We start from the raw sequence: 14,323 nt of genomic DNA, 5'->3' as shown, positions 1-14,323 counted from the left end.
CAAATAACTCATTCACATTTCTGCGCGACAACTTCGTCTTTCGGGCACGCTTAAATCCAAAATCGTAAACAATTGAACCTGGAGCGCGAGCCGGCGCACTTGGAGCATCTGATGAACGCCATCAAGAAACCAATTCGCAAAGCCGTATTTCCTGTTGCCGGTCTCGGTACCCGGTTTCTGCCTGCAACCAAGGCCGTGCCGAAGGAAATGCTGACGGTCGTCGACCGTCCTGTGCTCCAGCACGTCGTCGATGAGGCGCGCGCCGCCGGCATCGAGCATTTCATATTCGTCACTGGACGGAACAAGGGCGTCATCGAAGACCATTTCGATAAACAGTTCGAGCTTGAAGCGACGCTCGCAACGCGCGGCAAGAAAAAGGAGCTTGAGGCCCTCGAACGCGACCTGCCGCAAGCCGGTCAAACGAGCTTCACGCGTCAGCAGGCGCCGCTTGGGCTGGGCCATGCCGTTTGGTGCGCCCGCGAGCTTGTTGGCAATGAACCGTTTGCGTTGCTTCTGCCCGACATGCTTCACCACGGACGCACGTCCTGCCTCGCCGACATGATCGACGCCTATTCGCAAACCGGCGGCAATCTGATCGCGGTCGCGCCAGTCCCCGAAGATCAGACGCACCAGTACGGTATCGTCGGCGTCAAGGATGTGAAGGCCAAAGTCTCCGCAATCACGGAAATGGTCGAGAAGCCCAAGCCCGGTACGGCGCCGTCCAATTTGCACATTACCGGCCGCTACGTCCTGCAGCCTGAAGTATTCGATCTCCTCGCCAAGCAAGAGCGCGGCGCCGGTGGCGAAATTCAGCTGACGGACTCCATGATCGCTATGATGAACGGCGCCGGACAGCCGTTCCATGCCGTGCGTTTCGACGGCGATATCTACGACTGCGGCTCCAAGCTTGGCTTCCTCACCGCCAATGTCGCCATCGCTCTCGAACGCGACGACCTCGAAAAGGACTTCCGACGCGAGCTCAAGCGTCTCATCGGCACAAACGTCTGAGCGATCGGTCTGCCGGGTGTCCTCCCGGGCAATTCCCGACGCGAATCAGAGAACGCCGACCTTCGCTACCATTGCGCCGCCACAGACGAAGAAGGTGGCGCAATGGGCCGCCATCAACAGTGCAAGGCTTCGCTGAGCCCCCGCGGCGGCGCGTCCTCCCCTGAAAACACTTGGTTAATGCACGGCTGCGGCGCCGCTGGACTTGCATGGACCGCGCTAGAACGCGAAAAGTGTTAACGCCAAGCCGCCGGGTCCTTTATGTTCAGGCAGACGCGGCAGGCGAACGGGGGACATAAAGCGCATGCAACGGGTCATTCCATTCCAGCTACCTGAAATTGAGCGACAGGAAGCAGACGTTGTCTCCGGCGAGACGACACCGATTTCGTCCGCCCTTCGTACACTCAATCTCGCGGCCGAAGGGCTCGCCCAGGTCGCGCACGATATCGCTGGCCCCCTCTCCGCCGCTTTCGATGAAGCCGTCAGCCGGCTGAAGGCCGTCGACGGCCGCGTCATCGTAACGGGTATCGGCAAGAGCGGCCACGTCGCCCAGAAGATTGCCGCGACGTTCGCATCGACCGGTACGCCCGCGTTCTTCGTCCATCCGAGCGAAGCCTCCCACGGCGATCTCGGCATGATCACGAAGTCCGACATCATCGTCGCGTTTTCCTGGTCGGGCGAAACGGTCGAACTGAAACCGATCATCACGTATTCGCGGCGCTTCGCGGTACCGCTCATCGCCATCACATCGCAGGCAAACTCTGCTCTTGGCAAACAGGCGGACGTCGTTCTGCAGCTGCCGCGTGTGAAGGAAGCCTGCCCCCACGGCCTTGCGCCGACGACATCGACGACCATTCAGCTCGCCCTCGGCGACAGCCTTGCCATCGCGCTTCTCGACGCGCGCGGCTTCACCGCCCACGATTTCAAGATTTTCCATCCCGGTGGCTCTCTCGGCGCTAACCTCAAATACGTTTCCGACGTCATGCACCAGAATGAGCGGATGCCGCTGATCGAGAGTGGCGCTTCGATGTCGGAGGCGCTTGTTGCGATAACGGCGAAAAGCTTCGGCTGCGTCGGTGTCACCGATGCCGACGGCAAGCTCATCGGCGTCATCACCGATGGCGATTTGCGTCGCCATATGGGGCCGGACTTGCTTCTGGCCAGCGTCAATGACGTCATGACCGCCAAGCCCAAAACCATTGCACCGACGTTGCTGGCATCGGCCGCTCTGGAACTCATCAATTCCTCGCGGATCACGGCGCTCTTCGTCGTCGACAAGCAAAAGCCGGTGGGCATCGTGCATGTCCACGATCTGCTGCGCGTCGGCGTCGCCTAGGAACCGCGGCGCATCAAACCCGTGAAACGACGAGCACCGTGCCGTCAGCGCCCGTGACTTTGACATTCGCGCCCTTAGGGCCGTCCTCGCCTTTCGCCACCCAGACGGTGTCGCCGACCCGGACCTTCCCGCGTCCGTTGACGATCGCATCCTCAATCGTCACGATACGGCCGATATACTGCGCGCCGCGAATGTTGAGATCGGCAACGTCAGGATGCGCCGACTCTTCACGGCTCTTGTGCCGAACCCAGAACACTGCCGCCATGGCGATCAGCGCGAACGCAATAAGCTGCCACTCCCAGGCGAGCGGCGTCGTCAGGCCGATAACGCCAACGATTGAGGCCGACAATCCGAACCATACGAAGTGCACGCCGGGAACGATCGACTCCATAATGAACAGAACGACGGCCAGCGCGAACCAGAGCCAAGCCCCGAATTGTCCGATCAGTGACGAAAGACTTTCCATTGACGCCATCGCTCCCTCTGCGAGTAAGCCTTGGCCTTATGTCGTCGGTACCGAGCCGGAGCGCGGCGTACGCGACGGCGACGACTTCGGAGCATCGCCGCCGAACGCTTCGCCCGCAATCTGCGCAATACCGCCGAGCGATCCGATGACGGACGATGCCTCCAGCGGCATCATAATGATCTTCTGGTTCGGGGACTTCGCCAAGGCTTCGAGCGCCTTCATATAATTGTTTGCAACGAAGTAGTTGATCGCCTGGACGTTTCCGCCCGCAATGGCGTCGGAGACCATTTTCGTGGCCTTGGCTTCGGCTTCCGCCGACCGTTCGCGCGCTTCTGCATCACGATAGGCAGCCTCGCGTCGGCCCTCCGCTTCCAGAACGACGGCTTGCTTTTCGCCTTCGGCTTTCAGAATGGCCGCCTGGCGAAGACCTTCGGATTCAAGGATCTGCGCGCGCTTCTCGCGCTCGGCCTTCATCTGCCGGGCCATGCTGTCGACGAGATCTCGCGGCGGCGCGATGTCCTTGATCTCGATGCGCGTCACCTTCACGCCCCACGTTTCGGTGGCGGCGTCCACGACTTGCAGCAGCCGGTGATTGATCTGATCGCGGTTCGACAACAGTTCGTCGAGATCCATCGAACCCATCACTGTACGGATGTTCGTCATCGTCAAGTTGACGATGGAATGTTCGAGATTATCGACCTCATAGGCCGCCTTAGCCGCATTCAGGATCTGGTAGAAGGCGACGCCGTCAACCGTCACCATCGCATTGTCGCGGGTGATGACATCCTGACTAGGAATATCCATCACCTGTTCTTTCATGTTCAGCCTGTGCGTCACCTTTTCGAGGATGGGGATCAGAATATGCATTCCCGGAACCAGCGTCCGCGTGTAGCGGCCAAGGTTCTCGACCGTGAAGTTCGAGCCCTGCGGAACGATTTTGACAGTCGACCAAAGCCCCCAGATCGCAGCCGCCAAAAGAATAAAGCCAAAAAAACCGAAACCGCCGAAATCGGACATGCCGTCCTCCCCTCACGAGCGAATCGAAATGAAAATGGGAAATTCGCGCGTCAGGTTTAAGTCTCGGAAACAAACATTCGGTAAATATTGGGTAATATATCGATATATGGCAGTAAAAAGCAGGAAATTGAACAAGAATTAGTGGCCAATAAGAAATATTGGCCACTTTCCAGTGTCTAAAGCCATCCCGCCAGTTCGCGCCGAACGACCACTTCAATAACGTCCACCCCTTCGGGACTATCATTGAGAGCCGGCAAATAGGCGAATTTTTCTCCGCCGTTCGACTCGAAGATATGCCGGTTCTCGCGATCAAGTTCCTCAAGCGTTTCGAGACAATCGGCAGAAAAGCCCGGCGCAACGAGCGCGATCTTTTTCACACCCGATTTCGCCAATGCTTCGACAGTCTTGTCAGTATAGGGCTGCAGCCAGGGATCGGTACCGAAACGCGATTGGAATGTCGTCAGCCACCGGCTTTCCGGAATTCCCAATTTCTCACGCAAAAGCCGCGACGTTTTCTGGCATTGGCAATGATAAGGATCGCCCGCCGCGAAATACTTCTCCGGCATACCGTGAAATGTTGCGATGATTTTCTCGGGCTCAAAATCGAGCTTCGAAAGCTCCGCACGCATCGACGTCGCCAGAGCCCCGATATAAGCCGGATGATCGTGATAGCTGGGCGACGTCCGGATCGCCGGCTGCCAACGCATCTTCATCAGCGCCCGGAAGGCCTGATCGTTCGCTGTTGCCGTCGTCGCCGCGGAATACTGCGGATAAAGCGGGACCAGCAGAATGCGGTCGCAGCCTTGCTCCTTCAGCGCCCTGATCCGGCTTTCCGTCGTCGGATTGGCATAGCGCATCGCCCAATCGACGATGACACGCGGATCGTTGCCGAGCCGCTGCGCCAGCCGTTCGGCCTGATTCCGCGTGATCGTCTTCAGCGGACCTTCGTTCTTTTCGTTATTCCAGATCGTCGCGTAGTCGCGACCTTTGCGGGACGGGCGGGTCGTGAGGATGATGAGGTTGAGGATCGGCCACCATTTCCATTTGGGTTCCTCAATCACTCGGTCGTCGGAGAGGAACTCCTTGAGATAGCGCCGCATCGGCCAATAGCTCGTACCGTCTGGCGTGCCGAGGTTGAGCAGCAGAACGCCGATCCGCCCGAGCGCGACAGGCGCATGCTCTCCCGGCAGCGCCGTCCGTTCACTGTCGAAATCACCTTGTTTCGGAACCTCGTTCATTCGCTCTCCCAACGCCGGCATTTATTGTGATCCGACCGGATCAGGCCCGGCGCTGCGACGGAGCACGCGTCTCGTCTTTCGCGGCCATTCTCGGCTTTGCCGGAGCGGGCCGTAGTTCCGGTGCCGGATCCCGGACTTTCGCCGCAACCGGCGCGGCTTCGTCCTGAGCACCTACTTGGCCCGACGCAGGCTGGACTTCAAGCTGCGGATCGATCGAACGGCTGCAGCGCCAATAGGATGCTACGCGGCCAACGAAAGCGTCAGACTTCTCGGCAAAGAGTCGTTTGGCGCGATATTCCGCTGTGGCGCGCAAGAGTTGCTGCTGCTGCCGACAGAGAGTTACTGCAGCATCTTTCTGCTCATCGGTCATCGCTGGAGACTTGCCCGCCGCTGCAATCAGTACTGCCAGATCATGGTCGTCGCCGAGCAACTGCGAAAGTTCGCGTGCCGCGTGCGCCCTGACGGCAAATTCATCGGGCCACGCCTTCGACAAAAGCGACATCTGCCGCCAATGCCATTGCACCGCCTTGCGCAGATCGTGAAAATTCTCGTCGGTCGGTTCTTCGTAGGCATACTTCGATGCCTTGCGTCCTTTGCGATAGCTTTCCGTAAGCCCCCGGGAGAGCGCAGCAAAGCCACGCTTGCCGAAAGGCATCTTCGCGAACTTTGCGGCTTCGCGCTCCAACAGATGCTGCGCCCTGCGCGCAATATCGGGATCAAGCGTTTCCGGCTCGTCTGGCGTCTCGGCCGTCAGCGCCAACTTCAGCGGCGCAAGCGACGCCGCAGCATTCGCAACATCGTTCGAAAGTTTGCTGATTGTTTCCAGCATGACGGTGCGGTCGCGGCGCGCTGACAGCAGTCTGGCAATCTCACCCAGCGCCTTATTCCGCTGCCGAGCCTTATCGTCGCCGATGGCATCGGCAGATAACCGCACGAGCGAGCGCAACCGCTTCAGCGACTTACGGCACTCGTGGACGTTTTTAGGTCCGACAGCCACCCCAGCGAGTTCAGCCAAGGCGGCGTCCAACTGCTCGCGCGCAATCCGGCGAAAGCCTTTTTCAACAGGCTCATGGGTTTTGAAGCGATACGGCATACGCAGAAACGGCTCTGAACTCGGGCGAGGACGGGGAAATCGTTAGCGTAAATTCGAACCACACAAAACTGTCATAAACGAGTGCGCTGACAAGGTCCTGGTTAACACGAAATTCGCCCGTCTATCGAGTTTGCAACTGTCGCAACCAGAGTTTGATCCGCGCCTCTGGATCCGGCGCTGTAAAGAAATCCGTAATCACAGCAAGGCTGTCGGCGCCGGCTTCTAATACTCCGGCGGCGCGCTCCGGAGTCAAACCTCCGATTGCAACGAGCGGCAATGCACCGATCCTCCGCCGCCATTCCTTAATTTTATCAAGCCCTTGCGGAGCCCAAGCCATCGCCTTCAGCTTCGTTTCATAGATCGGCCCGAGCGCCACATAATCAGGTTCGGCCGCCAGCGCGTTATCGAGTTCGACAATATCGTGCGTCGAGATCCCGAGCTTGATCCCCGCAAGCTTGATGGCTTCGAGGTCAGCGTCGCGCAGATCGTCCTGTCCTAAATGGATAAAACCGACGCCCGCGTCCAGCGCTGCTTCCCAATAGTCGTTGAGCACAAGCGTACAGCTACGCTCCTTGCAAAACGCATTGGCACGTTTGGCTTGCGCCGCAATATCCGCTGCTGACGCGTCCTTGATCCGAAGCTGCACGAACGTCACACCGAGCGGCACGATGCGCTCAAGCCAGCCGACATCCGGCACGATGGGATAAAAGCGATCGAGGATCATCTGCAGAAAACTCTGATACCGCCGCTACTCAATCGAGATCGAAAAACGGCGTGCCTGCGACGGGCGTTGAGGGCACGGCCATATCACGCGCCGGAATGAGACCAGCTTCGTATCCCAATCGTCCCGCCTGAATCGCAGCTGCGAAAGCGGCCGCCATGCGCACCGGATCGGCAGCCTTGGCGACTGCCGTATTGAGCAGCACCGCGTCGTAGCCTAGCTCCATCGCTAATGCCGCGTGCGACGGCGCGCCGATACCCGCATCGACGACGAGCGTGACGTCAGGGAAATAAGCCCGCAAACTCTTTAGCGCTGGAGCATTGGCCAAACCGCGTCCGCTGCCGATCGGCGCGCCCCACGGCATGATGACTTCGCATCCTGCGCGCTGCAGCCGCTCGGCAACTGAAAGATCTTCCGTCGTATACGGAAGCACTTTGAAGCCGTCGCGCGTCAGCACACCCGCCGCCTCGACCAATCCGAAGACGTCGGGCTGCAACGTGTCGTCGTTCGCGATCACTTCGAGCTTGATCCAATTCGTGTCGAACAGCTCGCGCGCCATTTGCGCAGTCGTGATCGCCTCGCCCGCCGTCCGGCACCCGGCCGTATTCGGCAGCACGCGCACGCCGAGGTCGCGAATGATTTCGAGAAACCGCTCACCGAGCTTACCGCCGGCCGCCTCGCGACGCAGCGACACCGTCACGACGCTCGCGGCCGAAGCCGTAACCGCACCTTTCAGGATCGCTGGAGACGGATAGCCTGCTGTCCCAAGCAAAAGCCGCGATGCAACCGTCTCGCCGTAGATCAAAAGGCTCTGCGCCGTGTGCAGCTTGTCGTCACGAATGTTCATATCGACCCAAAGGCCTCATCTAGCCGCCCAGATCTAACCACCTTGGCGCGCGGAAACGATCTCAACCCGATCGCCGCCGTCGAGCGCCGTCGTAGCACGCCGCGCCTCGGGCACGAACTGGCCATTAAGCGCGGTCGCGACTTTGGCACCGGCAAGCCCTTGCTCTTCGATCAGAGCTGCGAGCGTACGGGCCACGCTTTCGGTTTTTCGGCCGTTGACGACCAGTTCGATCCTGGCCTCGTGTTGTACCATCGCCCTATCTTCTGACCTGATCGCCGGACATGGGAATTTCAACATCGTTTACCAGAGAGCATGCCGATTTTTTACCTCATATCGTCAAAATCGATCAAAAAGGTCCCGCCAATCCGCCGCATTGCTCCCTTCCATCTCTCCGCTTCGCAGAACAAGGACCGCCGCACATGTTCGCCCGCCTGTTGTCGTCGCGCCGTTTCGCTCCGCTGTTCTGGAGCCAGCTGCTGGCGGCGCTCAACGACAATCTGCTCAAGAACGCGTTGGCCATGCTCGTCGTCTACAAGCTGGCGATGGAGAATGGCGCGGCGTTGGGCACACTGGCAGGCGCCGCGCTCGTGCTGCCGTTCTTCCTCTTTTCTGCACTCGCGGGCCAGCTGGCCGACAAGTTCGATAAGGCTAAAGTCGCCGCGCGCGTCCGGTTGATCGAAATTCCAATTGCGGTCGCTGCCGCCGCGGGCTTCCTGATCCCGTCCGTGCCATTGCTGTTCGTTGCGCTGATCCTGTTCGGCACCCTGAGCGCCTTTTTCGGCCCGGTGAAATACGGCCTGCTGCCATCACACCTCGAAGTGAAGGAATTGCCATCTGGCAACGCCTTGATCGAAGGCGCAACGTTTATCGCCATTTTGATCGGCACCGTCGGAGGCAACTTCGCCTCCGGCAGCCACGCCGAGTTGATCGCGGTCTCCTGCGCCATCATCTGCATTTCGGTTCTGGGCTGGCTGTCCGCACGCCAGATCCCGCCCGCGCCGTCATCCGTGCCCGATCTCAAGATCGACAGAAACATCGCAACCTCGACAATCACGTTGCTGAAAGATCTGCGCAGCGACAAACGCATCTGGCAAGGCGCACTGATCACCTCATGGTTCTGGCTCGTCGGCGCAGGCGTCCTCGCGCTGTTGCAGAATCTCATTCCACAGGTGCTGAACGGCGCCCCCTCCGTTTACACGTTGGCGCTTTTCACATTCGCAGTCGGCGTCGCTTTCGGATCGGTCGTCGCCGCCCGCGCCAGCTCCAACCGCCCGAACCTCGCCCTCGTTCCGATCGGCGCTCTGCTCATGGGCATTTTCCTGCTTGATCTCGCCTGGCTCGCTTCAAGAACACAGCCCGCCGCGACGCCAATGACGCCGTGGGACGTGCTCACGACGCTCGGCGGACTCCACATGCTTATCGATCTCGCAGGCATCGCGATCGCGGGCGGCTTCTACATCGTGCCCGCGTTTGCCGCGGTGCAGGCTTGGTCGCCGGTCGATCACCGCTCGCGCGTCATCGCGGGCTGCAACGTCCTCTCGGCTGCGTTTATGACCGTCGTCGGCCTACTGATCGCCGCTCTGCAGTTCGAAAAAATTTCCGTCGCCACGCTTTATGCGGGCCTCGGCCTCGCCAACATCGTCGTGGTTGCGCTCGTCCTCCGCGCGTGGGGCGCCGAGGGGGTGAAAGACGTCAGCCTGTTCCTGTTCAAGACGTTCTTTGGACTCGAGGTGCATGGCCGCGAAAACCTTCCCAAGGCCGGCGAGCGCGCGATCATCGCGCCAAACCACGTCAGCCTGCTCGATGCGGGTCTCATGCACGCCTTGGTGCCGTCGCACACGGCCTATGCCGTTGACACGATGATTGCGCAAACATGGTGGGCAAAGCCGTTCCTGAAGCTCACGCGTTTCTACACCATTGACCCGACACGCCCGCTCGGCATGCGCGGCCTCATCACCGCGGTCAAAGAAGGAACGTCCATCGTCATCTTTCCGGAAGGTCGCCTTACGGTCACCGGCGGCCTGATGAAGGTCTACGACGGCACCGCCATGATTGCCGACAAGGCCGACGCGCCGATTATCCCTGTGCGCATCGATGGCCTCGAACGCTCGCACTTCGGCTACCTCAGCAAAGCGCAAACACGCAAAGCTTGGTTCCCGAAAACGACGGTGACGATCCTGCCACCCGTCTGGCTCAAGATCGATCCGGTCCTTCGTGGCAAAGCCCGACGTCAGGCAGCGGGAGCGGCCCTGCAAGACATCATGACCGACACCGCCGTGCTGACGACGCCGATCGACCAGACGCTATTCGAAGCACTCGTGTTGGCCCATCAGACCCGCGACACCGGCAAGGCCGCCATCGAAGATCCACTCGGCACCAAGCTCACGTACAAAAAGCTGATTGTCGGCGCACAGGTGCTGGGCGCCAAGATCGCGCCAATGCTGCCGCCCGTCGGATCATCCGTCGGCGTCCTGTTACCGAACTCGGCTGGCGTCGTCGTCACGTTCTTCGCGCTGCAGACGATCGGCCGCGTCCCTGCGATGCTGAACTTCTCTGCAGGCCCGGCAAACGTCGTCTCGGCGTGCAAGGCTGCGAAGGTCGGCATCGTTCTGACGTCGCGCGTGTTCGTCGAAAAAGGACATCTCGAACCGCTGATCAAAGCGCTCGAAGGCGTCGTGCGCGTCGTTTATCTCGAAGACATTCGCCCGATGATCACCTTCGCCGACAAGGTCAAGGGCCTGATGCAAGGCACCCGCCCACAGGTGGCGGTCGATTACAACGCTCCGGCCGCCATTCTGTTCACGTCGGGCTCCGAAGGCACGCCGAAGGGCGTCGTACTTTCGCATCGCAATCTGCTCGCGAACTGCGCACAGACACTGACGCGGGTCGCATGCAACGGCACCGATAAGGTCTTCAACGCTCTTCCCGTCTTCCATTCGTTCGGGCTGACGGCAGGCGTACTGATGCCGCTCGTCGCTGGCGTGCCGATCTTTCTTTATCCAACGCCTCTGCACTATCGGATCATTCCGGAACTCGTCTATCAGTCGAACGCGACGATCATGTTCGGCACCGATACGTTCCTGACAGGCTACGCCCGCGTCGCCCACCCTTACGACTTCGCCCGCGTACGCTTGGTCGTCGCCGGTGCCGAAGCCATCAAAGACCGCACGCGCCAGCTTTACATGGACCGCTTCGGCGTACGCATTCTCGAAGGCTACGGCGTCACCGAGACTGCGCCTGTCCTCGCGCTCAACACCCCACTTGCGAACAAGGCGCACAGCGTTGGGCGCATGTCACCACTGATGGACTACAAGCTCGAAGCGGTGCCCGGCATCGAGCAAGGCGGCCGCCTCTACGTCCGCGGCCCGAACGTCATGCTCGGTTATTATCGCGCGGAAAATCCCGGCGTCCTCGAACCGCCGGCCGAAGGCTGGCATGACACCGGCGACATCGTCGAGATCGACGCGCAGGGCTTCATCTTCATCAAGGGCCGCGCCAAGCGCTTCGCCAAGGTCGGCGGCGAGATGATTTCGCTGTCTGCCGTCGAGGCGCTCGCCGCGGAACTCTGGCCGCAACAGACGACCGTTGTCGTCGCGCTTCCCGATCAGCGCAAAGGCGAACGCCTTGTGCTGCTGACAACCGACGCCAAATGTAAGCGCGAAGATTTCCAGAAATTCGCTCGCCAGAAAGGTACGACGGAGCTGATGGTCCCGGCGGAAATTCTCGTTGTCAGCAAGATCCCACTGTTAGGCACCGGCAAGCCCGATTATGTCGCCAGCCTTGCGCTTGCCAAGGAGATCGTTGCCGCAAAACAGACGACGTCAGGGGGCGCTGAACAGAAGCCCCTCACGCCGGCCGTCTGAGAGGTAAGCCAGCACCTCGCGCGCGAGCACCGGCGCCAGTAGGAACCCGTGCCGGTACGCGCCGTTGACGCGGATAACTTTGCCGCCGTCTTCAACGACGATGCGCGGAACGTTGTCGGGAAACGACGGCCGAACGCCTGCGCCCATTTCCAATACCGAGGCTTCGCCAAATGCCGGATGCAGTGCATAGGCGGAGCCTAAAAGATCGAGCGCCGATTTGAGCGTCATCGGTCCATCGTCCTCGCGCTCAACCACACTTGCGCCGACCACAAACCGTCCGTCGCCTTGTGGCACGATATAGATCGGCTGCCGCGGATGCAGCAGCCGCACGGGCCGCGCGAGCGACACGTCTGGAGTTGCAATCAGCACGCGCTCACCACGCACGCCGCGCAATGCCTTGAGATCGCCGTGCGCACCAATGCCTCGGCAATCAACGACAATGCCGTCCGCGTTACATTTCCACTGGACGCCGAGATGGAACTCTCCGCCCAGCGCTTGAATTTGATCGAGAAGCCAATCCAGTGCCTTCCGCGCATCGAGATGCGACTCGACCTCGAAATAGAGCCCGCGCTCGAAGCGGCCTGCGAGCGCAGGTTCGAGTTCGCCGATGCGCGCCGCACCTACGAGGTCATGTCCCTCGGTCATGTTTTGGAAGCGCGCCAGATCTCCTGCGTCGCGCGCATGCGCGACGACGAGCGTGCCGTTGTCGATCGTCGCCGGATACATATCGCGCCAGATCTTCAACGCCTCGCGGCCGAGATCACGAACGATCGGCGGCGCGCCTTCCGCCTCGCATTCCGGCGCGATCATTGCACCCGCCCAACGGCTCGATGCCCGCGCAAACGGCGCGCTACTTTCCTCAATGAGGCGAATGCGATAGCCGGCTTTGGCCAGCGTATAAGCTTGCCAAAGGCCGAAAATGCCTGCACCGACGACGGTGATGGTCGAATTGCTCACGTCTAAAGCTGCCTGCTGCTTCCTCTCAATCGCCGAGCGCTACACCTTCGCGGCGCGGATCTGCACCGCCTTCGAGCAAAGCGCCATCTCGCGCAACCGTATTGACGCCCGACGTCATCGTCGCGCCAGCGACGGCCTGACCGTATAGCGTAAGTTCATAAGCGGGCCAAAGGATCGGCTGCGAATATTCGATCAATACCGGTCCGCCCTGGCTGCCGAAGTTGGTCAGAGACGCCGCCCGTTGCGCGTTCATATCCCAATCGATCATCGCAACGAGCGTCTTCACGACATAGAGAATGATCTGCGAGCCACCTGGCGAGCCGGTCACGATCTCGGGGTTCCCGTCCGCGCTTAACACGATCGTCGGCGCCATCGAGCTACGCGGACGCTTTCCACCTTCGACGGCGTTAGCGACAGCCATGCCATGATCGTCGACAGGCTTGAACGAAAAATCCGTCAGCTCGTTGTTGAGCAGGAATCCCTTCGCCCACAGATGCGAACCGAACGCGCTCTCGATGGTCGCCGTCATCGAGAACGCATTGCCATCATCGTCGATGATGGACATCTGCGTCGTGCCGGGCACCTCATACGTCGCATCGACGCCGAATGTCTTCTTCGCGAGTCCCGGCGGCAGACCCGGCTCGGCTTTCTCCATCGCTCTCTTCGGATCGATCAGCTTCCTCCGCTCGGCGAGGTAGCCATCGTCGAGCAAACCCGAGGGAACAGGAATGCGCTCGGGATCGCCGATGTAGCGATTGCGATCGGCATACGCGAGCTTTTCAGCTTCCGAGATGATGTGCAGCGCTGGCGCGGTCATCGCCGCAGCCGGACCTTGCACTTGCGGGAACGGTTCGATGAGCTTCAGCACCGCGCCGACCGTCAACCCGCCCGACGACGGCGGCCCCATCCCGCAGACCTTACGCCCGCGATAATCGACACAAACCGGCGTCCGCTCAGGCGCGGTGTACGAAGCGAGATCGGCGGCGGTCATATCGCCTTTGATGCTTGTCGCGCCTTGCACAGCCGCAACGATCGCATTAGCAATATCGCCGGAATAAAAAGCCTCCGGCCCCTCATCAGCGATCAGGCGAAGCGTTGCGGCATATGCCGGGTTCTTCAGCAATTCGCCATCCGCACGCGGCCGCGTTCCGCCTTCGTAAAAGTACGCGCGCGCTTTCGGCGCAAAGTTTTGCGGGTCGTCTTTCGCAAGCAGAACAGCAAGCCGCGGCGAAACGTGAAAGCCGTTCTCCGCGAGCTTGATCGCCGGATCGAACAAATCCTTCCACGGCAGCTTGCCGTGCTTTTCATGCGCCACATAAAGAGCGCGCAACACGCCCGGCACGCCGACGCTCAGGCCCGACAAAACGGCATCTTCGAAGGCCATCGGCTTGCCGTCTTTGGTCAGGAAGCGGTCCGGCTTCGCGGCGGCAGGCGCCGTTTCGCGTCCGTCGTACGTCGTGACCGAACGCGTCTTCGCATCCCAGTACATGATGAAAGCGCCGCCGCCGAGCCCCGACGACTGCGGCTCGACCAGCCCAAGCACCATCTCCGCCGCGATTGCAGCATCGACTGCCGACCCGCCGCGACGCAGAATCTCGCGGCCGGTCTCCGCCGCCAACGGCTCTGCCGCAGCGATCATATGCCGTTTGGCGGTAACGAGTGCTTTCTCGGTTGTTCCCGATGCTGCCTCAGGCGGCGGCCGAAATTCCTGCGCCGACGCTACGGTAGCGACAAGCAGACACGAAGCGGCGAGTAAAATTCGAAACGTCATTCCATCTCC

At 60.6% G+C, this 14,323-nt stretch carries 12 protein-coding genes; 3 read left to right on the top strand and 9 right to left on the bottom strand.

Features of this window, described 5'->3' with window-relative positions; all coding sequences use genetic code 11:
* Positions 1–111 precede the first annotated feature (111 nt).
* Both galU and HYP802_RS0106740 read left to right on the top strand, forming a co-directional pair.
* Positions 112–1,008, top strand: a complete 897-nt coding sequence (gene galU / locus HYP802_RS0106745) for a UTP--glucose-1-phosphate uridylyltransferase GalU (RefSeq protein WP_013946383.1) — start codon at positions 112–114, stop codon at positions 1,006–1,008.
* 301 nt (positions 1,009–1,309) lie between these two features.
* Positions 1,310–2,341, top strand: coding sequence for a KpsF/GutQ family sugar-phosphate isomerase (locus HYP802_RS0106740; protein ID WP_013946382.1), 1,032 nt, complete (start codon positions 1,310–1,312; stop codon positions 2,339–2,341).
* 13 nt (positions 2,342–2,354) lie between these two features.
* Here the strand turns inward: HYP802_RS0106740 and HYP802_RS0106735 are convergent, their stop codons facing one another.
* From HYP802_RS0106735 to thiS, 7 genes are all read right to left on the bottom strand, one after another.
* Positions 2,355–2,807, bottom strand: a complete 453-nt coding sequence (locus HYP802_RS0106735) for an NfeD family protein (RefSeq protein WP_024275399.1) — start codon at positions 2,805–2,807, stop codon at positions 2,355–2,357.
* 36 nt (positions 2,808–2,843) lie between these two features.
* Complete coding sequence (locus tag HYP802_RS0106730; RefSeq protein WP_013946380.1) at positions 2,844–3,824, bottom strand: SPFH domain-containing protein; 981 nt, start codon at positions 3,822–3,824, stop codon at positions 2,844–2,846.
* A 176-nt stretch (positions 3,825–4,000) separates the two neighbouring features.
* Positions 4,001–5,062, bottom strand: a complete 1,062-nt coding sequence (gene hemH / locus HYP802_RS0106725; protein WP_013946379.1) for a ferrochelatase — start codon at positions 5,060–5,062, stop codon at positions 4,001–4,003.
* Positions 5,063–5,102: 40 nt separating this feature from the next.
* Entirely contained in the window at positions 5,103–6,155 is a 1,053-nt protein-coding gene (locus tag HYP802_RS0106720; RefSeq protein WP_013946378.1) for a CHAD domain-containing protein, read from the bottom strand.
* A gap of 121 nt (positions 6,156–6,276) precedes the next feature.
* On the bottom strand, positions 6,277–6,879 hold the full coding sequence (locus HYP802_RS0106715) for a thiamine phosphate synthase (protein ID WP_013946377.1): 603 nt from the start codon (positions 6,877–6,879) through the stop codon (positions 6,277–6,279).
* A 28-nt stretch (positions 6,880–6,907) separates the two neighbouring features.
* Positions 6,908–7,723: a thiazole synthase gene (locus HYP802_RS0106710; protein WP_013946376.1), complete on the bottom strand. Its 816-nt coding sequence runs from the start codon at positions 7,721–7,723 to the stop codon at positions 6,908–6,910.
* Between the two features lie 33 nt (positions 7,724–7,756).
* Positions 7,757–7,975 carry a sulfur carrier protein ThiS gene (thiS, locus tag HYP802_RS0106705; RefSeq protein WP_013946375.1) on the bottom strand — a complete coding sequence of 73 codons (219 nt, stop codon included), beginning with the start codon at positions 7,973–7,975 and terminating at the stop codon, positions 7,757–7,759.
* 167 nt (positions 7,976–8,142) lie between these two features.
* On the opposite strand from thiS, the gene HYP802_RS0106700 reads away from it, so the two are divergent.
* The gene (locus HYP802_RS0106700) at positions 8,143–11,586 is read left to right on the top strand and encodes an acyl-[ACP]--phospholipid O-acyltransferase (protein ID WP_024275397.1); all 3,444 of its coding nucleotides are present in this window, start codon (positions 8,143–8,145) and stop codon (positions 11,584–11,586) included.
* Here the strand turns inward: HYP802_RS0106700 and HYP802_RS0106695 are convergent.
* Both HYP802_RS0106695 and ggt read right to left on the bottom strand, forming a co-directional pair.
* A complete protein-coding gene (locus HYP802_RS0106695) occupies positions 11,545–12,543 on the bottom strand; it encodes an FAD-dependent oxidoreductase (RefSeq protein WP_024275396.1) in 999 nt (332 codons plus the stop codon). The genes HYP802_RS0106700 and HYP802_RS0106695 overlap by 42 nt on opposite strands.
* A 25-nt stretch (positions 12,544–12,568) precedes the next feature.
* On the bottom strand, positions 12,569–14,314 hold the full coding sequence (gene ggt, locus HYP802_RS0106690) for a gamma-glutamyltransferase (RefSeq protein ID WP_024275395.1): 1,746 nt from the start codon (positions 14,312–14,314) through the stop codon (positions 12,569–12,571).
* Positions 14,315–14,323: the final 9 nt, after the last annotated feature.

It is taken from the genome of Hyphomicrobium sp. 802, assembly GCF_000526135.1.
Classification (GTDB): Bacteria; Pseudomonadota; Alphaproteobacteria; order Rhizobiales; family Hyphomicrobiaceae; genus Hyphomicrobium_B.
Note: the sequence above shows the minus strand (reverse complement) of the source record. Positions and strands in the feature narration are given on the sequence as shown.

Coding starts and splice junctions, on each gene's coding strand:
- ggt (WP_024275395.1), bottom strand. CDS start 14,314: ATGACGTTTCGAATTTTACTCGCCGCTTCGTGTCTGCTTGTCGCTACC.
- HYP802_RS0106700 (WP_024275397.1), top strand. CDS start 8,143: ATGTTCGCCCGCCTGTTGTCGTCGCGCCGTTTCGCTCCGCTGTTCTGG.
- HYP802_RS0106735 (WP_024275399.1), bottom strand. CDS start 2,807: ATGGAAAGTCTTTCGTCACTGATCGGACAATTCGGGGCTTGGCTCTGG.
- hemH (WP_013946379.1), bottom strand. CDS start 5,062: ATGAACGAGGTTCCGAAACAAGGTGATTTCGACAGTGAACGGACGGCG.
- HYP802_RS0106715 (WP_013946377.1), bottom strand. CDS start 6,879: ATGATCCTCGATCGCTTTTATCCCATCGTGCCGGATGTCGGCTGGCTT.
- HYP802_RS0106740 (WP_013946382.1), top strand. CDS start 1,310: ATGCAACGGGTCATTCCATTCCAGCTACCTGAAATTGAGCGACAGGAA.
- thiS (WP_013946375.1), bottom strand. CDS start 7,975: ATGGTACAACACGAGGCCAGGATCGAACTGGTCGTCAACGGCCGAAAA.
- HYP802_RS0106730 (WP_013946380.1), bottom strand. CDS start 3,824: ATGTCCGATTTCGGCGGTTTCGGTTTTTTTGGCTTTATTCTTTTGGCG.
- HYP802_RS0106720 (WP_013946378.1), bottom strand. CDS start 6,155: ATGCCGTATCGCTTCAAAACCCATGAGCCTGTTGAAAAAGGCTTTCGC.
- HYP802_RS0106710 (WP_013946376.1), bottom strand. CDS start 7,723: ATGAACATTCGTGACGACAAGCTGCACACGGCGCAGAGCCTTTTGATC.
- galU (WP_013946383.1), top strand. CDS start 112: ATGAACGCCATCAAGAAACCAATTCGCAAAGCCGTATTTCCTGTTGCC.